This window comes from Prauserella flavalba, assembly GCF_003202235.1.
GTDB lineage: Bacteria > Actinomycetota > Actinomycetes > Mycobacteriales > Pseudonocardiaceae > Prauserella_A > Prauserella_A flavalba.
The window spans coordinates 22,893-45,835 of sequence record NZ_MASU01000017.1 but is presented as its reverse complement, the minus strand read 5'-3'; the positions used below and the strand labels follow the sequence as shown (position 1 = coordinate 45,835).

At 70.8% G+C, this 22,943-nt stretch carries 26 protein-coding genes; 13 read left to right on the top strand and 13 right to left on the bottom strand.

Annotated features, from left to right (window positions below):
- Positions 1 to 2 precede the first annotated feature (2 nt).
- Complete coding sequence (locus BA062_RS33735) at positions 3 to 509, bottom strand: mycothiol transferase (RefSeq protein ID WP_110343195.1); 507 nt, start codon at positions 507 to 509, stop codon at positions 3 to 5.
- Between the two features lie 48 nt (positions 510 to 557).
- Here BA062_RS33735 and BA062_RS33730 point away from each other — a divergent pair, with 48 nt between their 5' ends.
- Both BA062_RS33730 and BA062_RS33725 read left to right on the top strand, forming a co-directional pair.
- Positions 558 to 1,346: a hypothetical protein gene (locus BA062_RS33730; RefSeq protein ID WP_110343194.1), complete on the top strand. Its 789-nt coding sequence runs from the start codon at positions 558 to 560 to the stop codon at positions 1,344 to 1,346.
- A gap of 51 nt (positions 1,347 to 1,397) precedes the next feature.
- A complete protein-coding gene (locus BA062_RS33725; protein ID WP_110343317.1) occupies positions 1,398 to 1,769 on the top strand; it encodes a glyoxalase superfamily protein in 372 nt (123 codons plus the stop codon).
- A 23-nt stretch (positions 1,770 to 1,792) separates the two neighbouring features.
- Here BA062_RS33725 and BA062_RS33720 read toward each other — a convergent pair whose 3' ends face one another.
- The gene (locus BA062_RS33720; protein WP_110343193.1) at positions 1,793 to 2,446 is read right to left on the bottom strand and encodes a winged helix-turn-helix transcriptional regulator; all 654 of its coding nucleotides are present in this window, start codon (positions 2,444 to 2,446) and stop codon (positions 1,793 to 1,795) included.
- Between the two features lie 71 nt (positions 2,447 to 2,517).
- Here BA062_RS33720 and BA062_RS33715 point away from each other — a divergent pair, with 71 nt between their 5' ends.
- Positions 2,518 to 3,018, top strand: coding sequence for a pyridoxamine 5'-phosphate oxidase family protein (locus BA062_RS33715; RefSeq protein ID WP_110343192.1), 501 nt, complete (start codon positions 2,518 to 2,520; stop codon positions 3,016 to 3,018).
- On the top strand, positions 3,015 to 3,701 hold the full coding sequence (locus BA062_RS33710; RefSeq protein ID WP_110343191.1) for an alpha/beta fold hydrolase: 687 nt from the start codon (positions 3,015 to 3,017) through the stop codon (positions 3,699 to 3,701). The genes BA062_RS33715 and BA062_RS33710 overlap by 4 nt, the downstream gene beginning before the upstream one ends.
- On the opposite strand, the gene BA062_RS33705 is transcribed toward BA062_RS33710, so the two are convergent.
- Positions 3,683 to 4,897: an ROK family transcriptional regulator gene (locus BA062_RS33705; protein ID WP_245960137.1), complete on the bottom strand. Its 1,215-nt coding sequence runs from the start codon at positions 4,895 to 4,897 to the stop codon at positions 3,683 to 3,685. The two genes, BA062_RS33710 and BA062_RS33705, sit on opposite strands and share 19 nt — an antisense overlap.
- Positions 4,898 to 4,950: 53 nt before the next feature.
- Between BA062_RS33705 and BA062_RS33700 the strand changes: the two genes are divergently transcribed.
- The 5 genes from BA062_RS33700 to ggh are packed head-to-tail and all read left to right on the top strand — an operon-like array spanning position 4,951 to position 10,426.
- Complete coding sequence (locus BA062_RS33700; protein ID WP_110343190.1) at positions 4,951 to 6,261, top strand: ABC transporter substrate-binding protein; 1,311 nt, start codon at positions 4,951 to 4,953, stop codon at positions 6,259 to 6,261.
- Positions 6,262 to 7,101, top strand: a complete 840-nt coding sequence (locus BA062_RS33695) for a carbohydrate ABC transporter permease (protein WP_245960136.1) — start codon at positions 6,262 to 6,264, stop codon at positions 7,099 to 7,101.
- Positions 7,098 to 7,976: a carbohydrate ABC transporter permease gene (locus BA062_RS33690; RefSeq protein ID WP_110343189.1), complete on the top strand. Its 879-nt coding sequence runs from the start codon at positions 7,098 to 7,100 to the stop codon at positions 7,974 to 7,976. Before BA062_RS33695 ends, BA062_RS33690 begins: the two co-directional genes overlap by 4 nt.
- Before the next feature lie 12 nt (positions 7,977 to 7,988).
- Positions 7,989 to 9,071, top strand: coding sequence for an ABC transporter ATP-binding protein (locus BA062_RS33685; RefSeq protein WP_110343188.1), 1,083 nt, complete (start codon positions 7,989 to 7,991; stop codon positions 9,069 to 9,071).
- A complete protein-coding gene (gene ggh / locus BA062_RS33680) occupies positions 9,068 to 10,426 on the top strand; it encodes a glucosylglycerate hydrolase (protein ID WP_245960135.1) in 1,359 nt (452 codons plus the stop codon). Before BA062_RS33685 ends, ggh begins: the two co-directional genes overlap by 4 nt.
- On the opposite strand, the gene BA062_RS33675 is transcribed toward ggh, so the two are convergent.
- The 5 genes from BA062_RS33675 to BA062_RS33655 all read right to left on the bottom strand — a co-directional run bounded on the left by BA062_RS33675 (position 10,427) and on the right by BA062_RS33655 (position 14,786).
- The gene (locus tag BA062_RS33675) at positions 10,427 to 11,686 is read right to left on the bottom strand and encodes a DUF445 family protein (RefSeq protein ID WP_110343187.1); all 1,260 of its coding nucleotides are present in this window, start codon (positions 11,684 to 11,686) and stop codon (positions 10,427 to 10,429) included.
- A gap of 72 nt (positions 11,687 to 11,758) precedes the next feature.
- On the bottom strand, positions 11,759 to 12,499 hold the full coding sequence (locus BA062_RS33670; protein ID WP_210407074.1) for an Abi-alpha family protein: 741 nt from the start codon (positions 12,497 to 12,499) through the stop codon (positions 11,759 to 11,761).
- Between the two features lie 23 nt (positions 12,500 to 12,522).
- On the bottom strand, positions 12,523 to 12,738 hold the full coding sequence (locus BA062_RS33665; RefSeq protein WP_391358514.1) for a hypothetical protein: 216 nt from the start codon (positions 12,736 to 12,738) through the stop codon (positions 12,523 to 12,525).
- Positions 12,739 to 13,212: 474 nt separating this feature from the next.
- Positions 13,213 to 13,824: an alpha/beta hydrolase gene (locus tag BA062_RS33660; RefSeq protein WP_110343184.1), complete on the bottom strand. Its 612-nt coding sequence runs from the start codon at positions 13,822 to 13,824 to the stop codon at positions 13,213 to 13,215.
- Positions 13,821 to 14,786, bottom strand: a complete 966-nt coding sequence (locus tag BA062_RS33655; RefSeq protein WP_110343183.1) for a ring-cleaving dioxygenase — start codon at positions 14,784 to 14,786, stop codon at positions 13,821 to 13,823. Before BA062_RS33655 ends, BA062_RS33660 begins: the two co-directional genes overlap by 4 nt.
- Before the next feature lie 96 nt (positions 14,787 to 14,882).
- Between BA062_RS33655 and BA062_RS33650 the strand changes: the two genes are divergently transcribed.
- Complete coding sequence (locus tag BA062_RS33650; RefSeq protein WP_110343182.1) at positions 14,883 to 15,338, top strand: MarR family winged helix-turn-helix transcriptional regulator; 456 nt, start codon at positions 14,883 to 14,885, stop codon at positions 15,336 to 15,338.
- Between the two features lie 69 nt (positions 15,339 to 15,407).
- Entirely contained in the window at positions 15,408 to 15,794 is a 387-nt protein-coding gene (locus tag BA062_RS33645; RefSeq protein WP_110343181.1) for a VOC family protein, read from the top strand.
- Here BA062_RS33645 and BA062_RS33640 read toward each other — a convergent pair.
- The 3 genes from BA062_RS33640 to BA062_RS33630 all read right to left on the bottom strand — a co-directional run bounded on the left by BA062_RS33640 (position 15,784) and on the right by BA062_RS33630 (position 19,744).
- On the bottom strand, positions 15,784 to 17,895 hold the full coding sequence (locus BA062_RS33640; RefSeq protein ID WP_110343180.1) for an MMPL family transporter: 2,112 nt from the start codon (positions 17,893 to 17,895) through the stop codon (positions 15,784 to 15,786). The two genes, BA062_RS33645 and BA062_RS33640, sit on opposite strands and share 11 nt — an antisense overlap.
- 95 nt (positions 17,896 to 17,990) lie before the next feature.
- The gene (locus BA062_RS33635) at positions 17,991 to 18,665 is read right to left on the bottom strand and encodes a response regulator (protein ID WP_110343179.1); all 675 of its coding nucleotides are present in this window, start codon (positions 18,663 to 18,665) and stop codon (positions 17,991 to 17,993) included.
- Entirely contained in the window at positions 18,662 to 19,744 is a 1,083-nt protein-coding gene (locus BA062_RS33630; protein ID WP_110343178.1) for a sensor histidine kinase, read from the bottom strand. The genes BA062_RS33635 and BA062_RS33630 overlap by 4 nt, the downstream gene beginning before the upstream one ends.
- Positions 19,745 to 19,859: 115 nt before the next feature.
- Between BA062_RS33630 and BA062_RS41105 the strand changes: the two genes are divergently transcribed.
- Positions 19,860 to 20,171: a hypothetical protein gene (locus BA062_RS41105; protein WP_110343177.1), complete on the top strand. Its 312-nt coding sequence runs from the start codon at positions 19,860 to 19,862 to the stop codon at positions 20,169 to 20,171.
- A gap of 51 nt (positions 20,172 to 20,222) precedes the next feature.
- The gene (locus tag BA062_RS33620; RefSeq protein ID WP_110343176.1) at positions 20,223 to 21,164 is read left to right on the top strand and encodes a GNAT family N-acetyltransferase; all 942 of its coding nucleotides are present in this window, start codon (positions 20,223 to 20,225) and stop codon (positions 21,162 to 21,164) included.
- Here the strand turns inward: BA062_RS33620 and BA062_RS33615 are convergent.
- Both BA062_RS33615 and paaE read right to left on the bottom strand, forming a co-directional pair.
- Positions 21,148 to 21,846, bottom strand: coding sequence for a hypothetical protein (locus tag BA062_RS33615; protein WP_110343175.1), 699 nt, complete (start codon positions 21,844 to 21,846; stop codon positions 21,148 to 21,150). The genes BA062_RS33620 and BA062_RS33615 overlap by 17 nt on opposite strands.
- A 14-nt stretch (positions 21,847 to 21,860) precedes the next feature.
- Positions 21,861 to 22,943: a 1,2-phenylacetyl-CoA epoxidase subunit PaaE gene (gene paaE / locus BA062_RS33610; protein WP_110343174.1), complete on the bottom strand. Its 1,083-nt coding sequence runs from the start codon at positions 22,941 to 22,943 to the stop codon at positions 21,861 to 21,863.

Sequence of the window (22,943 nt, the reverse complement as noted above, 5' to 3'; positions counted from 1 at the left end):
GTTCAGCGCAGCACGATGCCGCGCACGAACGCGGCCTGCCCGACGTGCTGGAGGTCGTCGCCGATCACACTGACGAGCCGGACGCCCAGCGTGACTGGTGGATCCCAGTTCTCGTCGACGACGACCTCCAGGTCATCGTCGGAGATCCCCTCGACGTAGCCGATCGTCTGCTCGTACACGGCGTCGTGGTAGTCGACGAGCAGCTGCGGCGAGTCGACCCGCACCTTCGCGACGTCGGCGCTCGAGTGCCCGTAGCCGATGTCACCCGCCGGGAACGGCAGCCCGAACCGGTCGGCCCAGCCCTTGGCGGTCCAGACCTGATCGAGCCCTGCCACGCCGGCGACGTGGTCGTCCTGCACCCGCGTGAGGTGCCACACGAGCCACGCGATGGAGTTCGCGTGCTTGTCGACGCGGTGGGCCAGCTGGTCGGCGTTCAGTCCGTCTACAGCGGCATGCACCTCCTCCTGGATGCGGCCGAAGGCGTCCTTCAGTAGTTCCACACTTCCCATGTCTCAATTGTGTTTGATCGGCGCGCTGGCTGCCGCACACTTCAGGACATGCCAGGCTCCGTCTCCAGCTCGCGGTTCGCCGCACTCGCCCGCTCGTCGCCGTGGCGGTGGCGAACCCTGCGATTCACCGCGCGGTGGCGGCGGCCGGAGAGGACGGACCCCGCCGTCCGCGCGTGGATCCGGCGCCCCGACGGGCTCCGGGTCGAGCGCCTTGACGGGACGCTGCTCAGCGCGGAGGTCCTGAAGCGGCCGTGGGGCACGATGACGACCGTCACCGCCGATGGCATCCGCATCGAGCAGGAACAGTTCGGCCCGCTCGACCCTCGCGCGGAGCAGCCCCGGCTCGACGCCGACGGGCTCGTGGTCCGCAGACCCGCCGAAGGCCCGCTCCGCTACGACGATCCGATGTACGTCGACTACCACTGGGTAGCCATGCTGGACCCCGTCGAGCTCGCCGACGCCGAGCGCGGGTTCGGCGATCCCACGCCGGATTCGGTCGAGATCACCGACGTCAGCGAGGTCTCGCACCACGGCAGGCGGGCGTGGCAGGCGACCCTGAGGCCCACCCCTGCCTACGACCCACGCTGCTCGTGCTGCCCATTGCTCTTCTCACAGGCGTCCGAGGACTGGGAGGCCGAGGCCGGCGGACCCACAGTGCGCGACCGGCAGCCGGACCTGCGCTACGCCGACGCGCACCTGGTGCGGCTGGACGTGGCGACAGGCGTGTGCGTGTACACCGAGGAGCTCGGCGGGTCCCGAGCGGGCAGCGGCCACGATGTCGCGATCGAGGCCGTCGACAAATTCATGTCGGACGAGCTGCTTGCGGCCAGGAACTGACCGGAATCAGGCATAGCGTGGTCGTATCGACAACGATCAGGAGTGATGATCATGGACTTCAAGCTCGAACTCGTGAGTGTTCCGGTGTCTGATGTGGACAAGGCAAAGGCTTTCTATGTAGAGAAGGTCGGTTTCAACGCCGATCACGATCACACCGTGAACGACGACATCCGCTTCGTGCAGCTGACGCCGCCCGGCTCCGCCTGCTCGATCGCCATCGGCAAGGGACTCTCGAAGATGCGGCCGGGCTCGGTCGAAGGCCTGCAGGTGGTGGTCTCCGACATCGAGGCGGCACGCGCCGAACTCGCGGGCCGGGGTGTCGACGTCAGCGACGTGCAGGACTTCCCGTGGGGCCGGTTCGTGTTCTTTTCGGACCCGGACGGCAACTCCTGGGCCGTGCAGCAGATTCCCGCTCGTTCCTGAACCTCCTTCCTCCTTGTGATCGACTAACGCACCGCCGGCCGGGGGAACAGCTCGACGAAACGTCGCGCGATCTCGTCGTCGCCCTCGACCGTGGCCTCTCCGTGACGCTGCGCCTCGGTGAGTTTCCGGCCCCCGAACACCACCGAACGCAGTGTCGCGGCACCGGTCTCGATAACGGCGTCGGGCTCGTCGGCCGACCCGCGCCCCATCGTGAGGTCCCCCTCGGCGACCTCGGCGTGGAACACATCGCCACTGACCCGCAGCTCCACCCCCAACCTCAGCTCGGCCGCGGCCTGCACGTCGAACGTCGTCCTCAGCGCGAGCACGAGCGCGTCCGGACTCAGTTCGGCGTCCGACGTCATCGGCGTGCGACTGCCCCAGCTGGCCAGCGCGAACAGGGCGGGCTCGAGCCCCTGCCCGCGCTCGGTCAGCTCATAGGCCCACGCACTCACCGGCGGCCCCAGCCTGCGCCGCCGCACGATCCCGGACTCCTCCAGCTCCCGCAGCCGGGTCGAGAGCACGTTCTGGCTGGCGTTCGGCAGCCCCTCGCGCAGGTCGGTGAACCGCTTCGGGCCGTTCAGCAGCTCCCGGACCACGAGCATGGCCCATCGTTCCCCGACCAGGTTCAGCGCGCGGGCGAGGCCGCACGGGTCGTCGTAGGTGCGCTTGCCTGACATGCCTCCGAACTTACACTTCACAATCAGGACTGGCTAGTGCTAATTTAGGACCACGAGAACGAGGAGGCATCATGACCACACCGCGAACCACCGAGATCGAGTCCCTGCCCCAGGGCGATGTCGCCCTGCTGGAGAGCGCGGTCGCCCAGCGGCTGCTGTCTTCGACGGAGCTCGCCAGGCTCGGTTACACGGCGAGAGACGGCACGCCCCGGGTACTGCCGATGTTGTTCCACTGGAACGGCGCCGAGGTGGTGATGTCGACGTTCGCGGGCGCGCACAAGATCGCGGCCCTGCGCGAGCGGCCCTCCGTGGCGATCACCATCGACACGGCGACGGCTCCTCCGGAGATCCTGCTGATCAGGGGTCGGGCCGAGGTGACCGATGTGGACGGTGTCGTCGAGGAGTACGCCCTGGCTCACCGGCGCTACTACGGTGAGGAGCAAGCGGCCGCGACGCTGGCCGAGGTCGACCGGCCGGGCACGCGCATGGCCAGGATCGCCGTCCGGCCGGACTGGGTCGGGGTACTGGACTTCCAGACCCGCGTTCCCGGCGTGCTGGCAGGTGCGTCGTGAGCACCACGTTCGTGCTGTTGCCGGGCGCCGGCAGCGACTCGTGGTACTGGCATCTGGTCGCGCCACGGCTGCGCGCGGAAGGGTACGAGGTGCTGACCCCGGACCTGCCGTGGACCGACGACACCGCGGGATTGGCGGAGTACACCGACGTGGTGGTCGAGGCGATCGGCGGTCGGCGGAACGTCGTGATCGTGGCGCAGTCGATGTCGGGTTTCGTCGCCCCCATGGTGTGCGAGCGGGTACCTGTCGGCCTGCTGGTCCTGGTCGCGGCCATGACCCCGAAGCCGGGCGAGTCGCCGGGGGAATGGTGGGGCGCCACCGGCCAGGAACGTGCACAGCGGGAACAGGCCGATCGCGACGGCAGGACCGTCGACTTCGACCCTCGTGAGCTGTTCTTCCACGACGTGCCCGCCGACGTCACCGCGCAGGCCTTCGAGCGGGGCGAGCGGAGCCCTTCCGACACGCCGTTCGAGAAACCGTGGCCGCTGGCGGCGTGGCCGGATGTGCCGACGAGGTTCCTCCTGTGCCGCGACGACCGGTTGTTCCCCGCGGACTTCCAGCGGCGCGTCGTCCGGGAACGGCTGGGAATCGTGCCCGATGAGATGGACGGCGGCCATCTGCCCGCACTGGCCCGGCCGCAGGAACTGACAAGGAGGTTGCTGGACTACGTGCGCTCCGGCTGAGCTGCCTGCAGGTTCGCGACCATCGCGTCGACCGTGGCGGGGGCCAGCATCTCGTCGGCGACGAGCCCGGCGAGGCCGACGAAGGCTCCGTTCTCGCCGAGCTGGGACGGTTCGATGTCGAGGTTACGCAGGGCGCTCGCATGGGCGTTGGCCTCGACCGTACGGCGCAGGGCCTCGAGAAACGGCGGCAGCACCCCGATCGCGCCACCCACGCGCACGTAACGCGGGTTGACGATGGTGACCATCGTGGCCACCACCGTGCCGACGAGGCGGCCGGCCTCGGCGGCGGCGCGAACGGCGTCGCCGCGGCCCTCGCCGACCCGGCGAACGACATCGGCCAGGGTGCGGACGCCGGTGGGGCGCAGGTCGCGGGTCAAGGCCTGGCCGCTCGCGCTGGCCGCGACGCACCCGCGTCGACCGCAGCTGCACCGCTGCTCGCTGCCCTCGATCCGCATGTGCCCGATCTCGCCCGCGGAGCCGCTTTCACCGCGGTGGATGCGGCCGGAGATGACCACGCCCGCGCCGATCCCGGTGCCGACCTTGACTCCGATCAGGGCCGAGTCCGGGCGGCCCATGGCGTAGTAGTCGCCGAGCGCAAGGGCGTTGGCGTCGTTCTCGAGCAGCACGGGCACACCGAACGCGTCGGCGAACGGTTCGCGCAGGGGCTTGCCGTTCCAGTCGGGCATGGTGGGCGGCGCGACCGTGACGCCGCGCTCGTGGTCGATCTGGCCCGGCACGGAGAGCGCCATGGCGCACAGGGTGTCGGCCCTACCTGTCCGGTTCAGGAGGTCGCGGCCGGCGTCGAGCAGCACGGGCACCACGTCCCGTGGGCTGTGACGCACGGGCAGGCGGTGGTCGTCGCGGGCGAAGACGGTGCCACGCAGGTCGGTGACGGCGAGCGTCGCGTGGCTCTGTCCGAGGTCGGCGACGAGCGCGGTGCGGCCGGTGTCGTTGACCTCCAGCACCTCGGCACGCCTACCGCCGCTGGACTCGCGGTGCCCTGTCGCGCGGACGAGGCCGAGACGGCGTAGCACGTCGAGCCGCTCGACCATCGTCACGCGCGAGAGGCCGACCCGTTCCTGGAGTTCCTGCCGGGTCAGCGGTCCCTCTGCGCGCAGGACGCCGAGAACGTGTCCCGGCGAGGTGGGACTCGTCTGCGTCGACTTGGTCACGAGCACGTTGACAATATCCCTCAAAGAACTTACGTTAACCAACCTGACAAAAGTCCGTAACATCGCGGGAGGCACGCATGCCGGCGACCGGCCTCGACCGCCGCGCCTTCCTGCGCGCCGCGGGCCTCGGCGCGCTCGCGCTGTCCGCTTCCGCCTGCACCGGGTTCGCCACCACCGGCAACGGCGGCATGATCTTCCTGTCGACGCAGTTCCGGCCGGTCGACGAAGCGGAGGCGTTCCGCTCGCTGCTTGCCAGGACGGTCTCGGGCGTCAGCTACGTGACCATCGAGGACGGCCCTTTCGCGGGGCAGGTCCGCAGCCAGATCGATGCGGGTTCCACGCAGATCGGCCTGCTCGGCGGGCTGCACGGCGACCTCGCCCCGCTCGCGGACGGCTATCTGGAAGACGTCACCGACGTACTCGCCGCGCTCGGCGACCGAGGCTGGCCCGCCGAGTACCTGGAGCTGGCCAAGGCCGGCACCGACCGCAGCTGGTACATCCCGTGGGCCAACGCGAGCTACGTGCTCGCCGCGCACGCCGACGCGCTCCAGCACCTGCCCTCGGGCGTCGACGCGAACGCGCTGACCTACGACGACTTCCTCGACTGGGCCATCGCCGCGCGGCGCGCCAACGGCAACCGGCCCATGCTCGGCCTGCCCGCAGGACCGGAAGGACTGCTCCACCGGTTCACACAGGGCTACCTCCTGCCCTCGTTCACCGGCGGGCAGATCACCACGTTCCGGTCGCGCGAGGCCGCCACGGCGTGGGAGTACCTCCGCGAACTGTGGGCCAACTGCAGCCCGACGAGCACCACCTACGACTTCATGCAGGAACCGCTGGAGACCGGCGAGGTAGGCATGGCGTGGGATCACGTGGTGCGGCTGGTCGACGCGCCGGAGCGGGACCCGCGGAACTGGCGGATGCTGCCCTCGCCCCGCGGTCCGCACGGGCTCGGCTACATGGCCGTGGTCGCCGGGCTCGCGATCCCGAAGGACAGCACCGACCCCGATCTGGCCCGGCGCACGATCGACGAGCTGAGCAAGCCGCACACGCAGGTGGGCCTCTTGCGTTCCAACAGCTTCTTCCCCGCCGTGGCGGCCGAGATCCCGCAGGACCTGCCGCCCGCGATCAAGCTGGAGGCCGATGCCGTGAAGCGGCAGCAGGAGGCCGCCGACAGCATCCTGTCCCTTCCGCCCGTCGGACTGGGCACCAGGGAGGGCGAGGTGAGCAAGGTCTTCCAGGACACCTTCCGGTCCATCGTGCTCGACCGGGCCGACATCCGCACCACGCTGGACGGTCAGGCCAGCGTGCTGCAGGGCATCCTCGACGACCTGAAGGTGCCGTGCTGGGCTCCCGATCCCGCCGCAGAGCGCTGCGAGGTGATGTAGGTGCGCCTGCGCTCGCCGTGGTTGCTGCTGCTGCCGTCGATCGTGCTGATGCTGGCGCTGTTTGGCTGGCCGCTCGTGCAGGGCGTCCTCTCGGCGTTCACCGACGACGGCGGTTTCACGTTCGCACACTGGGAACGCCTCTTCGGCGACCCGTACTTCCTGCGGGCGCTGCGCAACACGTTGCTGCTCATCGTGATCGTGGTGCCGGTCCAGGTGGTGCTCGCTGTCGGCATGGCCTTGCTGATGCAGGCGAGGCCGAGGTTCGCGAGCGGGCACTTCTACCTGTGGTGTGTTCCGCTGGCCATCTCGGAGCTGGCCGCGGGTCTCGTGTGGCTGTCCATCTTCGACAACCGGGGCTACCTGAACTCGCTGCTGGTCTCGCTCGGGCTTTCCGAGAACGGCGTGCAGTGGCTGAACTACGAGAACACCACCACGATGCTGCTCACCGTCGTGATCGCGGAGCTGTGGCGGGCGACGTCGCTGGTGTTCGTGATCGTCGTCGCCGGCGTGCAGATGATCCCGCGTGAGTACGACGAGGCCGCGCAGGTCTTCGGCGCCACCTTCTGGCAACGGCTGCGGCACGTCACCCTGCCGCTGCTCGGCCCGAGCCTGCAGGTGGCGCTGATCCTGCGCACGATCCTCGCGTTGCAGGCGTTCGCGGTTGCGCAGGCGCTCACCGGCCGCGACTTCCCGCTGCTCGTCGGCGAGACCTACGAATGGTACGTGGTGCTGCAGAACCCCGCGGTCGCCAGCGCGGTCGCGCTCGTGGTGCTGGTGATCTCGCTGGGCACCGCGGTGCTGTACCTGCGCACCGTCCGCCAGCCCGAGGGGGTGCGATGAGCACGGAGACGCGCCCGGCCGAGACCACCGAGCGGACGCTGCCGCCGGTCGACACGGCACCTTTACGACGGCGGCGAAGGCAGGCGGCGTGGGTGCAGGCCGCCTGCGTCGCGGTGACGCTGTTCATGGCGTTGCCGATCGTGCTGATCGGGCTGTCGGCGATCTCCTCCCGCGCCGCGCTCGCCGAGTTCCCGAAGCCGTTCCTGCCCAGCGAGTACTCGTTCGACACGCTGCTGGCGTTCTTCGAGGCGACCGGCACCGTCCCGGCACTGGGCAACTCCGTGCTCGCCGGGATCTACACCGTGTTCTGGTCGCTCGTCGTGGGTGCGCCGGCGGGCTACGCGCTCGCCCGCCACGCCTTCCGCGGCAAGGATGCCTACCAGGTGTTCATCCTGCTGGTGCGGGCGCTGCCGATCGTGGTGCTGTCGGTGCCGCTCGCGACGATGTTCCTGCGTCTCGACGTCTACGACACGGTGTTCGCCGTGACGCTCGTCCACACCACGCTCGCGCTGCCGACCACGGTCCTGATCACGGCGAGCATCTTCGTGTCGGTGCCCACCGATCTCGAGGAGGCCGCGCAGGTCTTCGGCTGCACGCGCTGGCAGGCCGCCCGCAAGGTCGTGGTCCCCCTCGCGCTGCCGGGGCTCGCCGCGTCGTCGATCTTCACGTTCGTCCTGTCGTGGAACGAGATCCTCGGCGCGACCGTCGTGACGCTCGGCCATCGAACGTTGCCCGCGCAGGTGCTCACCGCGCTCGACGAGGCCTCGACCGCCTACCGCTTCGCGGGCGGCTTCGCCCTGATCCTGCCCGCACTGGTGTTCATCGCCGTGATGCGGCGCTATCTCGTGAACATGTGGGGAACGACGCTGCGATGAGGGAGACCGATCATGGCTGAGGTCGTCCTGCGGGACCTGGTCAAGACCTACTCGGGCGCGACGGTGCGCGCGACCGACGAGGTCTCGCTGGAGGTCGCCGACGGCGAGTTCATGGTGCTGCTTGGCCCTTCCGGCTGTGGCAAGACGACGCTGCTGCGCATGGTCGCCGGGCTGGAGCTGCCGGACTCGGGGCAGATCGTCATCGGCGGCAAGGACGTCACCTACCTGGAGCCGAGGCGGCGCAACCTCTCGATGGTGTTCCAGTCCTATGCGGTGTTCCCCAACAAGAACGTCGCCGAGAACATCGGTTTCGGCCTGCGCGTGCGCGGCACGCCCGCGGCCGACGTACGCCGCAAGGTGGAGTGGGCGGCGCAGCTGCTGCAGCTGGGCCCCTACCTCGACCGCTACCCGGCCAAGCTCTCCGGTGGGCAGCGCCAGCGTGTCGCGGTGGCCCGCGCGATCGTGATGGACGCCGACGTGCTGCTGATGGACGAGCCGCTGTCCAACCTGGACGCCCTGCTGCGGCTCTCCTTCCGCGCCGAGCTGAAGAAGCTCGTCGGCGAGCTCGGCACCACCACCCTCTACGTCACCCACGACCAGGTGGAGGCGCTCTCGCTCGGCGACCGCGTGGCCGTCATGCGCGAGGGCAGGATCGCCCAGTGCGACGCCCCGACCTCGGTCTACGACGATCCCGCGAACGAGTTCGTCGGCGGCTTCCTCGGCAGCCCGCCCATGAACTTCCTGACCGGCACCGTCGAGCGGGACGGTGACGGCTCCAGGCTCGACCTCGGCGGACAGTCCCTCGCCGTGCCGCATGCGCTGTCCACGTTCACGGGCCGGACCCTGCGGCTCGGCGTGCGGCCGGAGGCCATCGAGGTCGCGGGCGGCGACGGCGCATTGCAGGGCGAGCTTCAGGTGCTGGAGCCACTCGGCTCCTCGGCGCTGCTGACCACCGAGATCTGCGGCCAGCCGGTGAAGGTGCAGGCACCGCCGACGTTCCGCGCCGAACCCGGCGGGAACCTGAGCCTGCGCATCCCGCCCGAAGCGTGCCGTTGGTACGACCCCGAAACGAGTCTGCTCCTGGAGGTCCGGTGATCACCGCCGCGGGCGACCGCGCCGTCCATTTCCACCCCGCGAGCCTGGCCGCTCGGGCCGCGCTCGTGCTGCGCGACAACGACACCGGCCGCCTCGTCACCGCCTCCCCCAAGCTGTACCCGCACATGTGGAGCTGGGACGCGGCGTTCATTTCGATGGGCCTGGCCTACCTCGACGTGCGCCGCGCGGTCGCCGAGCTGGACACGCTGCTGGCCGCGCAGTGGCGCGACGGGATGATCCCGCACATCGTGTTCACCCAGGACACCGACTACTTCCCCGGCCCCGACCGCTGGGGCACCGACGCGGCCCCGCAGCGCCCGCACGGCGTGCGCACCTCAGGGATCTGCCAGCCGCCCGTGCACGCGATCGCCGTGCGGCGCATCGTCGAGATCGCGCGGAAGACGTCGCAGGACGACGCTGAGGTGGCCGAGGCGTTCGCGGAGCGCGCATGGTCGTCGCTCTACCGCTGGCATCGCTGGATCGTGCGGCACCGGATCCCGGACGCCAGCGGGCTCGTCGCGATCGTGCACGGCTGGGAGTCCGGAATGGACAATTCGCCGCGCTGGGACGAGCCGTACGCGGCGGTGCTGCCCGGTCCCGACCTGCCGCCCTACGTGCGGCTCGACCTGCTGCAGGTGGACGACGCCGGCGAGCGGCCGAGCGACGACGAGTACGACCGCTACCTGTGGCTGATCGAGCAGCTGCGGCGCGCCGACTACCACCCGGACCGCGTCGTGGATACCTCCGCCTTCCTCGTCGGCGACGTGTTCGTCACGGCCGTGTTCGCGTTGGCGTGCGACACGCTCGCCGGTCTCGGCGAGGAACTCGGCCGGAACGGGAAGGAGGTCGACGACCTGCGCGCGTGGGCTGCCCGGGCCAGGGCCGCCGTGGCGCTGAGCGCACACCCCGAGACCGGCATGGCCCGCGACCGCGACATCCGCGGGGGCCGCTGGCTGTCGGCCGAAACCATCGCGGGGTTCTCGCCGCTGCTGTGCGGCGGGCTGCCCGCCGACGTCGAGTCGCGCCTGATGTCCACACTGGACGGCCCCGCGTGGTCGGGCCATCCTGACCTGCTGGCCGCGGTGCCGCCGTCGGTGTCGCCGTCGTCGCCGGACTTCGACGCGAAGCGGTACTGGCGCGGTCCGCAGTGGCCGGTGGTCACGTGGCTCTTCGGCTGGGCGTTCGAGCAGCGGAACTGGCCGCGCCACGCGAGCGAGTTCCGGGCGCAGGGCGTGCACCTGGTCTCCGACGGCGCGTTCGGCGAGTACTACGAACCGTTCACGGGCAAGCCGCTCGGCAGCACCAACCAGTCCTGGACGGCGGCCGTGGTGCTCGACTGGCTCTGCGGGGTGTGACTACGTGGTCAGGTGCAGCACGAGTTGCACCTGCAGCTCTCCGCACGCCGCACCCAGCAGCGCACCGGTGAGGATGAGGATCCACTCGTCCTGCTGGAACGCCGGGCGCAGCAGGCCTTCGAACTCGTCGGCGTCGAGCTGTTTCATCTTGGACACCAGCGTGTTGCGGATGTCCATGGCGTCCTCGGCGTAGTCCTCGATGTAGTGCAGCGTCTCGGGCAGGCGCGCCATCACCTGGTCGGCGATCCGTGCCTTCATCTCCTGGTAGCGCCTGCTGCCGATGGCCATGACCACGAGCGGCTTGGCGAAGCTCGTCTGCTTCGCGAGTTCCGCGTCGACCTGACGCTGGATCAGCGTCACGACCTTGTCCGAGAACGGGCCGCGCAGCACGGCCTCGATCACGTTGTGCGGGGTGATGATCTCCCTGGCGATGAGCTCGGCGTAGGCCTCGGAAACCTCGGCGCGCCGTTTGATGAACAGGCCCTGCCATTCGAACAGCCCGAGGTAGCGGGTGGGCTCCTTCGGCCGGAAGATCATCTTGAGGGCGAGCCAGTCGGTGAACCAGCCGATGAACAGGCCGAACAGGGGCATGATCAGCGGGACCCGGAACGCGAGCCACACGACCATCTGCACGATGCCGATCTGCCCGCCGAAGAGCAGGCCGGAGCGCGCGATGAACCGGAACTCCTTGTGCCCTGCCTCCTGGAAGATGCGGTTGAGCAGCGCCTTGTCCTTGACGAGGCTCGTCACGACCATGTCCTTGAGGTCGAACACGGACTCGACGTCGTTCTTGATCGCGTCCATCACCGCGGCGACCATCTTCGGCGCCTCCGCCTGCACGCGCCTGACCACGAGCCTGCGCACGCGCTCGGGCAACGCCTCCCAGAGCCCCGGCTGGTACTCCGCCGCGATGTCGGTGACGATCTCCTCGGTGGCGGCGAGCAGCGGCCGCTCGATCTCCTTCGCGATGCGCTCGGGGTCGAGTCGCTCCACGACCTCGCGGGGGGTGACCAGCTGCTGGGTCATCGTGTCGCACGCGATGCTCGCCATCCGCGCGGCCCGTTTCGGGACGATGCCCTGCCAGCCGAGGAACGGCTTGCCGCGCAGCCGCAGGCCGGTGAAGTTCAGCGGCTGGAACATCATGCGGATCGCGACCAGCTTGGTCACGTAACCGATCAGCGCGGCGACCACCGGGATGGAGCAGTACACGGCCCAGTACCGCAGGAAGTCGTCCGCGATTCCCCGCAGGTACTCGTCCATCGCGCACCACCAACATCCTCACCGATGTGGGTGGCCATGATCACACGACGGCCACCGGATCGCACCCCGCACTCAGTTCGGCGCGCAGGCCTGCCAGAAGCTCACCCCGAGCGGCGAGATCCGCACGGTGCGCCGGACGAACCGGGCCCGCTTGACCATCCGCTCCGCCGCCCGCACCGTGTCATCGGTCAGCAGGATCTCGTACTGCGTGCTGAGCGCGGGCGCCTCCTCGTCGATGTCGGCGAGGCCGAGGCCGACGAGCCGGGTGACGTAGGCGGGCACGTGGTCGAGCAGGGACACCCCGGCCGCCTTGCCGACCGTCGAGGCGTTGCGCAGCACGACACGTCCCGCGGCGCCGAGGCCGCTGCGCTCGGCGACGTCCACCAGCGGGAACGGCGAGCCGTCGGCGAGCGCGGCGAGGATCCGGGCCTCGTCGGGCGTCAGCTGGCGCAGGATGATCGCGTAGAGGTAGTCGCGGGACCGGTCGCGGTCGAGACCGGTGGACCGGTTCAGCAGCTCGGACATGGCGACCCGCAACGGCTCGTCGGGGGACACGACGGTGACCGCGCGGCTCTTCACCTGGCCGTTGGCGACGTTTCTGCTGGTGGACGGCGCGTGGTTCAGCGTGGCGAGGTAGGGGTCGCCAGCGCTTTCGAGGCGTCGGCGCAGCTCCCCGAGTGCCTTCTGCTCGAGTGTCCGCAGGCTGCGTTCGGCACTGTCCGCACCGGGCAGCCGCCTGCCCAGCGAGTAACCCGTACGCGCAGCCCAGCCCGCGATCCTGCCGGCGCGTTGCACCAAGTCTTCCGAGTCCACGCAGGGGATGTTACTTGCCCGTACTACTTCGGACGGTCCTGATCGCCGTCGAGGAAACCCCAGTTCCGCAGGGCGCCCCTGATGAACTCGGCCCCAATGCTGTTGGCCTCGTCCGCGTTGCCCCTGATCCGGTCGGGGGTGCGGTCGGGCTGCTCGACCACGCGGTCGCGTTCGGCCTCGGGATGTTTCCAGTGCTCGCCGCACCCGTGGGGGCAGGGCAGCTCGATCGTGCGGAGCACGCCAGCAGTGGGCTGTGGCTGCTGCCAGGACAGGGTGCCGGTGCCGTGGCAGAGCGGGCAGTCCTCGCCCGCGCTACTTGGGGACCTGCCCGAGTCCTCCGCAGTTGCCACAAGGGTCCTTTCGGTTGGGTGCGAGCCCCGAGCCGTGGCATCGCGGGCAGTCGACCATGTCACCGAAGTTCATCGTGCACCTTCCCCCCGAGCCTCCGAAAGCGTAAACAGCATAGTTCGCGAAAAAGCAGCAACACCGAATCGCGCATTGCCGCCTAGTCCATTGAGCCGCAGCGATTCGGGCATTCGCCCGGAATGCGAACCGCAAATGGATCAGGCTCGGAGGGTTAACCCGTCCGCAGTGAAGGCCACCTTCACTGCGTTGAACGAACGCAGCGGCGCGGAGCGCCTCCGTTTGGGTGGTGGTGGGAGACGAGCGCGCGCAGGCATGGTGACCTTCACTGCATGGGGCGGGGACCTGGCTCAGGGGGTCAGCCAGGTCCTCGCAGCTTCGAGACCGGCCAGCGTGATCTGGTGACCGCCGTGGTGCCAGTTCTCGGTGACCTCCGCGGCGCGTTCCCGCAGCACCGCCACGAGCCGTTCACTCGACGCCAGCGGGGCCATCGGGTCCCGCCTTCCGTTCGAAAGGAACACTCGCGAGCCGGACAGATCATGGGCGGGAGGCTCGGGCACCGCGAGCATCGCCGCGAACAACGCCGCCTCGGTGAGCACGTCGGGCCGCAGCAGGATCACCGCTGCCGCGATGTTGGCGCCGTTGGAGAACCCGGCCGCGACCAGCCTGCGGTCGCCCAGCCCGTACGCCCGGCGAGCGGCGAGCACGAACTCGGCAAGCTGCTCGGCCCGGAAGCGCACGTCCTCGGTGTCGAAGACGCCCTCCGCGAGCCTGCGGAACCAGCGCGCCGCGCCGTGCTCGGACACCGGGCCTGCCGGGGCGAGCATCGGCGACGACGGGCTCAGCTCCTTGCCGAGCGCGAGGATGTCGTCCGGGTTGCCGCCCGTGCCGTGCAGCAGCAGGAGCACCGGCGCGTCGTCCTCGCCTTCGACGAACCTGTGGTCGAGCGACAGCGTGGTCATGCCCGTACCGGGTTGTTCTCGCTGGGCAGGTGGAGCTTCGGCAGGGTCGCCTCGATCTGCTCCCGGTTGGGCTCGAGCCACGGCGGCAGCTTCAGCGCGCGGCCCAGTTCCAGCAGCGGCTCGTCGATCGAGAAGCCCGGCTGGTCGGTGGCGATCTCCAGCAGCGTGCCGCCCGGCTCGCGGAAGTAGATCGACCGGAAGTACTGGCGGTCGAGGATGGACGTGACGTTCACCCCGCGATCCACCAGGGACTCCCGCCAGCCGACCTGCGTCTCCTCGTCCGGGGCCCGCCACGCGACGTGGTGCACGGTGCCGGCGGCGACCAGGCCCTTCGGCGCGTCCGGAGTCACCAGCACGTCCACCATCGCACCCGGCCCGCCCTCACCGGCACTGAACCGGAAGCGGTTGCTGTCCTGCTCGGAGAACGTCAGCCCGAGGTCCTCGGTGAGGGTGCCCGCCGTGGCGTCCTCGCGCGACACCGACATGGTCACGGAGTGCAGGCCGCGGATGGCGTGCTCACCCGGGACGAGCGCGGTGTCCCACGGGTCGCGGGGGTCGCCCTGCTGGTGGGCGACGAGCGCGAGCTGGAGGCCGTCGGGGTCACGGAAGGTGAGCACCTCCTCCTCGTCGCGGGCGGCGATCTCGCTCGTCTTGACGCCGGAGATCTCGAGGTGCTGCTTCCACCAGCCGAGCGAGTGCTCCGGCACGGAGAACGACGTGGTGGTGGCCTGGCCGGTGCCGATGCGGCCGCTTGGCGCGTCGCGCCAGGGGAAGAACGTGAGCAGCGTGCCCGGTTTTCCGGACTCGTCGCCGTAGTAGAGGTGGTAGGTACCCGGGTCGTCGAAGTTGACGGTGGTCTTCACCAGCCGCAACCCCAGCGTGCGCAGGTAGAAGTCGGCGTTGCGCTGCGGGTCTCCGCCGATCGCGGTGACGTGGTGCAGGCCGCTGGTCTTGAACGACATGGCTTCCCTCCTTGGGAGCGGGTGCTTCAAAGCTAACCCAATAACCTCTCGCTCGCAAGATATATTTCCAGAAGACATTTGCGGTACACTCGGGGCGTGCCGACCGAACCCGACGACGACGAGATCGTGACCTGGTGGGGCCTGGTCATCGAGGGATACCTGGCGACGCAGGACCGGCTGATGGGCGAGATCGCCGAGCGGTTCGGCCTCGCCCCTGCCTCGTTCGACATCATCCTCAGGCTCGTCCGTTCCCCTGACCACCGCATGCCGATGACCCGGCTCGCCAAGGAGGCAGCGCTCTCCAGCGGCGGGTTCACCAAGGTCGCCGACCGCCTTGCCGCCGCCGACCTCATCTGCCGGGTACCCAGTGCGGACGACCGCCGCGTCACCTACGCGTGCCTGACCGAGCACGGGCTGGAGGTCGCCGAGCAGGCACGCAAGGCATGTGCCGACATCCTGCGCAGGACCGTGCTCGAACCACTCGGCCCGCAGGCGTCGGAGTCACTCGCCGAAGCCATGCGAACGCTGCGCGAGGTCAACGGCGCCGGCTGAAAAACCGCGCTGGAACAACCGTTGTCACCAGCGGAAACGGCGGCGGAGCATGGCGGCGAGGAGGTCATCATGCTCACCACATCGCAGATCACGGCACTGCTGCCGGTGACCGACGTCGAGCGCGCGGGCCGGTTCTACGCCGAGTCGCTGGGGCTGAAGCGCACCGGCACCGGGCCCGATGGGTCCGTCTACTTCGCCGCGGGCGCCGGCGACGTGCTCGCCCTGCGGCCCATGCCCGAGGGCACGCAGAGCGAGCACACCGCGCTCAGTTTCGAGGTCACCGACCTGCCCGCCGAGATCAAGGAGCTCGAGGGTCACGGCGTCCGGTTCGACGACTTCGACAGCAACGACCTGAGGACCGTGGACCACATCGCGACGATGGGCGACGAGCGCGCCGCGTGGTTCCACGACTCCGAGGGCAACGTGCTGTGCCTGCACGAGGTGCTCACGAGCTGACGCCCACCCGCTCGTCGCGCTCCAGCCGGACGTTCGGCAGCGCCCGGTCGAGCCCCCTCGGCAGCCACCATGCCCGCTCGCCGAACAGGCGCATCACGGCGGGCACGATCAGGCAACGGATCACGAACGCGTCGAGCAGCACCGCCACGGCGAGGCCGAGCCCGAACTGCTGGAGCATGCGGTCCGGGCTGAGCACGAACGCGCCGAACACCACGATCATGATCGCCGCCGCCGCGGTGATGACCCCTCCGGTGCCCGCGAGCCCCTCGCGCACGGCGTGTGCCGCGTCGCGCGTGCGCCGCCATTCCTCGTGCATGCGGGCGACGAGGAACACCTCGTAGTCCATCGAGAGCCCGAACACGATCGCGAAGATCATCACCGGTACGAAAGCCTCGATGGGACCTTCCTGCGCGCCGAACAGGCCCTGTCCGAACACGAGCGTGACCACGCCGAGGCTCGCGCCGATGCTGAGCAGGTTCAGCACGGCCGCCTTGAGCGGGATCAGCAGCGAGCGGAACACCGCCGCCAGCAGCAGGGCCGACAGGCCCACCACCACGAGGATGAACAGCGGCAGGCGTTCGCTCACCTCGCTCGCGAAGTCGTCGGCCGCCGCCACCGACCCGCCGACGAGGTACGTCGCGCCGGTCCGCTCGGCCACGTCCGGCAGCACCTCGGTGCGCAGCCGCTCGACGAGTTCGTGGGTTGCCGCGTCCTGGGGTGCGCTGTCGGGGAACACGAGCATCGTGGACACGCCGCCGGACAGCGGCTGCGGCGGGGTCGCGCTCGCCACACCCGGCGTGGCCTCGACCGCCTGACGCAGGGAGCCACTGTCCCCTTCGGACACGACGATGAGCGGCCCGTTGACGCCGGGGCCGAAGCCCTCGGCGAGCAGGTCGTACGCCTGACGGGTCGTGGAGCCCTCAGCCTCCGTGCCCGCGTCGGCGAAGCCGAGCCGCATGTCCAGCGCGGGCAGCGACAGCGCGCCGAGCAGCGCGACCGGCACCACCAGCGACGCGACGGGCCGCCGCTGCACGGCGCCGGCGAGCGCCCGCCACCGCTGCCCGTGGACGCGGCGGCTCGCGCGGGACCTGATCCTGCGCTCGATGCGCCGCCCGAACACGGTGAGCAGCGCGGGCAGCAGGGTGACCGACGCGGCCATCGTGACCAGCACGGTCAGCGCGACGGCGAACGCGACTCCCCGCAGGGAGCCGAGCCCCAGCGCCAGGAGGCCGAGCAGCGCGATGATCACCGTGCAGCCCGCGAACAGCACGGAGCGGCCCGCCGTGTCGAGCGCGACGCGGGCGGCCTGCTCACGGTCCCTGCCCGCGAGCAGCTCACTCCGGTAGCGCGAGAAGATCAGCAGCGCGTAGTCGATCCCGACCCCGATGCCGACGAGCATCATCAGCGGCGGCGCGTAGGACGGCATGTCGACGAGCCACGACACGAGCGCGATCGCGCCGATGGTGCTGCCCACCGCGAGCACCGCGGTGACGATGGGGACGGCAGCGGCGAGCAGCGAGCCGAACATGAAGACCAGGATCACCAGCGCGGCGAGGATCCCGGCGCCCTCGGCGGCACCGCCTCCGCCCTCCTCGGCCTCCCGCACCGGGTCGCCGCCGAGCGCGACCCGCAGCCCGTCCTGTTGAGCGCTCTGCCCGGTGTCGATGAGCGTGCGGACGTTCTCGGCCGGGGTATCCGGGTCTAGCGCGACGGTGGCGTAGGCGATGGTGCCGTCTGGCGACACGGCCCCCGGCGTGGTGAACGGGCTCTGCACGCCCGCGACGTCGGGCAGGCGGGAGACCTCGGCGAGCAGTGCCTCGACGCGGTCGCGCTGCGCGGCGACGCCCTGGTCGTGGGCGAGCACGACCTGCACGGTCTCGCCACGCTGCGCGGGCGCGTGCTCCTCGAAGGTCTCGATCACCCGCTGCGACTCGGTTCCGGGCAGCGAGTGATCGTCGTGGTAGTCGGCGCCGACGACCTGTGAGGTGGCGGTGATCGCGGCGAGCACGGCGAGCCACAGGCCCAGTGCGAGCCAGTGCCGCCGCTGCGCCCAGGCGGCGAGCCGGGCGAGCCTGCCCGGTGGAGACGTTGGTGTGTTCATGCGGCGCAGCGTCCGCCCCCGGTGTGCACCCGCGCGTCCGGCACGGGTGCCGAACCGGCGTACCACGTGGGTCGTCCCCTGCGGGGAATCCCGTACTACCGGGGTTGGTTCAGCCAGCCCGGAGTGATCATCGCCGACTCGTAGGCGAACACCACGAGCTGCGCCCGGTCACGCACGGCGAGCTTGGTCATGATGCGGCTGACGTGGGTCTTCGCGGTCGCGGGAGAGAGCACGAGGCGCTCGGCGATCTCGTCGTTGGACAGCCCCGCGGCGACCAGCGCCATGACCTCGCGCTCGCGCTCGGTCAGCGAGTTGAGCCTCGGGCTCGGCTCGGGCCGCGAGACGCGCCCGGCGAACTCCGCGATGAGCCTGCGGGTCACCGAGGGCGCCAGCAGCGCGTCGCCCCGCGCGACCACGCGCACGGCCTGCAACAGCTCGACGGGCTCGGTGTCCTTGACGAGGAAGCCGCTCGCACCGGCCCGCAGCGCACCGTAGACGTACTCGTCAACGTCGTAGGTGGTGAGGATGACGACCCTGACCCCGGCGAGCCGCTCGTCCCCGGCGATGCGGCGGGTGGCCTCGAGTCCGTCGGTGCCGGGCATCTGGACGTCCATGAGCACCACGTCCGGCCGGTGCTCGCGGGTGAGCCGCACGGCCTGCTCGCCGTCGGCGGCCTCGGCGACGACGGAGATGTCGTCCTCACCGTCGAGAATGGACCGGAAGCCCGCACGGACGAGCGTCTGGTCGTCGGCGAGCAGGACGCGGATCATGCGCTGGCTCCCTGCGGAAGCCGTGCGCTCACGCGGAATCCACCGCCTGCCTGGCCGCCCGCGGTGAGGTCGCCGCCGAGCGCGCGCACGCGCTCGCTCATGCCCCGCATGCCATGCCCTGGTTCGGCGCGGCCGCCCCTGCCGTCGTCTGTGACCTCGACGCGCAGGTCGCGCGAGGTGTAGCTGATCCGGACGGTGGCGGTGCTCGCGCCGGAATGCCTGCGCACGTTGGTGAGCGCCTCCTGCACGAGGCGGTAGGCGGTGAGGTCCAGCTCGGGCGGCAACGGCTTGCGCTCGCCGTCGACCTCGGTGACCACGGTCAGCCCGGTTGCCCTCGCCTGCTCGACCAGCTGGTCCAAAGTGGCCAGCCCGGGTGCGGGGGCGGCGGCATCCCGCAGCACGCCGAGCGTCGAGCGCAGCTCCCGCAGGGTGTCCCTGCTGGACCGCTTGATCACGTCCAGCGCGGCGCGGGACTGCTCGGCGTCCTGCCGGTGCAGTGCCGCGCCCGCCTGCACGTTGATGAGCGAGAGGTTGTGGCCGAGCACGTCGTGCAGCTCGCGGGCGATGCGCAGCCGTTCCTCGGTGGCGGCCCGTTGCTCGGCCTCCCGTAGGTAGGCGAGGTGGGTCCGGCGGGCGCGGCCGAGCGCGATGCTCGCGACGAGCCAGCCGGTGAGCATGGCGAGCCCGGCGTTGCCGACGTGCTGCACGGGGCTGAGGTACTCGCCGTACGCGGTGGCGGCGAGCGCGGCGAGGCCGAGCCCCACCGCCACGAGCACGCGCCCGCACGCCGCGAGCGTGTAGAGGGCGACGACGAACGTGACCACGATCGGACCGTCGGGGCCGACGAACGGGTAGTAGAGGCCCGAGGCCAGCAGCGTCGTCACGGCCACCGCCACCGGGTACCGGCGGCGCACCGCCAGCGCCCCGCAGGCGGCGAGCAGCAGCACCCACGACCAGAGGGTGAGCCGTCCAGGGGAGTCGTCGACCGCCGTGTGCACGAGCGTGCCGCCGACGACGATCGCCGCGATCCCGAGTGTGACGCCCGCGTCCCGCGCGCGCGGGAACAGTCCGATCGACATGAGCAGACCATGGCAGAACCGGTTTCCGGCCGCATCAGGGGAAGACCCTGCCGCTGCCCCTAGGGGACGCCGGCCGCGTGATCTTCGTCGCAGGGCCGCGCTAGGCTGCGCCCCGGTGACGTCACCTTCCGGGCCGCAGGCACTCGCGACGCTGCCGGCGCTCGACGGCCCTCGCTTCCAGAACGACCCGGCCCGGCTCTACCGCAAGATGCGCGAGGCGCTCGCCGCGGTCGACCAGGTGGAGCTCGGCACGCAGATGGAGCAGATCGCCGACCGCCTGATCGACTCGTTCGCGGGCAGCGACGGCGAGCACGGCTGCCCGTACCCCGCTCAGGAGATCGCCGCGACGATCGTCGAGTCCGCGATCGAGGTGCTGCTCGACCGGTTGCCGGTGCGGTTCACCCCCGCCTACCCGAGGGTCCGCTAGGTCCGGAAAACGGTTCGACGGCGCGTCGGGGCCCTGCCACAGTTGCGGACCATGTCGAACGACGTGACCGCCGAGGACGTGCGGCTCATGCAGGGGCTGGCGCAGCGGGTCACCGCCGGCCGCCCGGAACTGGTGAACGCCGACGCGTCGTTCGGCGAGCTGGCCTGGAACTGGGGCAAGGGGCACGCGAGCGCGGGCGCGAGCCGGCGCCGCCGGCTGTGGTTCTCCGGCGGGGACCTGGTGGCGTGGGGCTGGGCGCAGCTGCCGCACCGGGTGCGGCGCAACGACGGGTCCGTGAAGGACGTCACCGGCGCCTACCTGGCGTACCAGGTCGACCCCGGCCACGCCGGGCTGGTCGACGAGGTGATCGGCTGGTACGACGCCACGGCGGGCGACGTCGAGCGCACGGTGCTGCCGAGCGCCGCCGACGAGTTCGGCCTGGCGCGGTGGGCTGCGCACGGCTACGAGACCGACCCTGGCTCGCTCGGCGACACCGGGTCGTGGACCCAGCTCAACGAGCGGGACCTCACCGACGTGGAACAGCCCGTGCTGCCTGCCGGTTTCCGGTTCCGCACCGCCGACGAGGCCGGGCCCGACGCCGCGGTACAGGCGCACCTGGCCGCCTGGGCTCCCACGGCGTACTCGGCCGAGGCCTACGAGGGCGTCCGGCGGGCGCCAGGGTATCGCGGCGACCTGCACGTCCTGGTCGAGGCGCCGGACGGGACGATGGCGTCCTCGGCGATCATGTGGCTCGACGAGGTCAACCAGACCGCCGAGTTCGAACCGGTCGGCACGCATCCGGGCTACCGGCGACGGGGGCTGGGCAGGGCGATGCTCCTGCACGGAATGCAACTGGCACGGGCGGCGGGGGCCACTCACATGACGGTCGCCTGCCTTGGCGCGCCGGGGCGTCCCGCGGCGCGCGAGCTGTACTACAGCGTCGGGTTCCGGAAGTTCACGCGGGACGCGCCGCTCATCAAGGCCGCGGGCTGAGGGAGCGGCTGAGCCACTGGGCGCCCGCCGCGAGCGCGAACGCGCCTCCCGCCGCCGCGATCGCCCAGCCGGGACCGAGCAGAGTGTGCTCCCGTGCGTACGTATCCCGTGTGGCGAGCAGCAGCGCGAACATCGCGGAGCCGCCGACCACCACGAGCGCCGTCGCGCGCCGACCGCTCACTCCCCCGCCGGGCCCGGCGGCCCGGTCCAGCGCGCTCGCCACGCCGACGGCCCCGAGCGCGACGACGAGGAGAGCGGTGATCCCACCTGGCGGACCACCCAAGAGCAGCGCGATGATCACCACGGTCCGGCCGACCGCAGCGGTGACGATCCCCAGCGCCGCCGCGCCCAGCACGTGGAGAAAAGGCCGCTTCGGGTGCTGGTCGAGGGGTTTTGCCGGCGCCTGCCGCCAGAGCAGCACCAGCCCGGTCACGGTCACCGCCGCCAGCAGCACGATCGCGACGGTCAGGACGACGGTCTCGAACAGCGGGAGGTAACCGACCGCGCGGCCGCCCTCGTACAGGCACGTGGCGCTCGGCGGGAAGTAGCGCCGCTCGACACCGGTAGCTCCGGGACAGGAGTCGTCGAGGTCGAACCACGACGGCATCGCCGCCTCGACGAGCACCGACCACACCAGGCAACCGAGGAGACCGGCACCGGTCAGCACGCGAGCCAGCTTCACGTGACGATCTTGCCTCAGGCGTCGTAGTCGACCGTCACCGTGTCGGTGACCGGGCGGGACTGGCACGTGAGCACGAACCCCTCCGCCACCTCGTCGCCCTCCAGCGCGAAGTTGCGGCGCATGTGGACCTCCCCCTCCAGCACCTTCGCGCGGCACGTGCCGCACACGCCGCCCTTGCACGCGAACGGCAGGTCGGGGCGCACGCGCTGCGCGCCGTCGAGCACGGCCGTGGACTTCGGCACCAGCGCGGTGGTGAGGCGGCCGTCGAGCTTCACGGTCACCTCGCTCGTCTCGCCGACGAGCGCGGGTTCGGCGTGCCGCACCGGATCGGGCGGCACCTCGTCGACGAAGAACAGCTCCTGGTGCACGCGCGCCGAGCCGACGCCGTGCCGTTCGAGCACGTCCTGCGCGTCGGTGACCATGCCGAACGGCCCGCATAGCCACCAGTGGCCCACCCGGTCCGGCTCCGGCACGAGCCGCAACAGCTCGGTGAGCTTCTCCGCGTCGAGCCGCCCGCTGAACAGCTCCACCTCGCGCGGCTCCCTGGAGAGCACGTGCACGAGCTCGAACCGCGCCGGGTAGCGGTCCTTCAGGTCGGCCAGCTCGTCGGCGAACATCACGGTGTCGGTGCGCCGGTTGCCGTAGAAGAGGGTCACCGTCGTGGCGGGGTTGCGCAGCACGGACGCGACGATCGACAGCACCGGCGTGATGCCGGAGCCCGCGGCGACGAGCACGTGGCGGGCGGGCACCGCGACGTCCGGGGTGAAGTTCCCGGTGGGGGTGCCCACGTCGAGCACGTCGCCGGGCCGGACGTCGCGCACGAGCCACGTCGAGAACAGGCCGTCGGGCACCTCGCGCACACCGACCCTCGGCGGCGCGCCCGCGGGTGCGCAGATCGAGTACGACCGGCGCTCCTCCCGGCCGTCGATCGTGCGGCGGAGTGTGAGGGACTGGCCGGGCAGGAAGTCGTACGCGTGCGCCAGTTCCGGCGGGACGTCGAAGGTGACCGCGGCCGCGTCGTCGCAGAGCCGCGTGACGTCGCTGACCGTGAGCGGATGGAAGGTCGTACGGGACCTCGGCCTCGCCGGAGCGCTCAT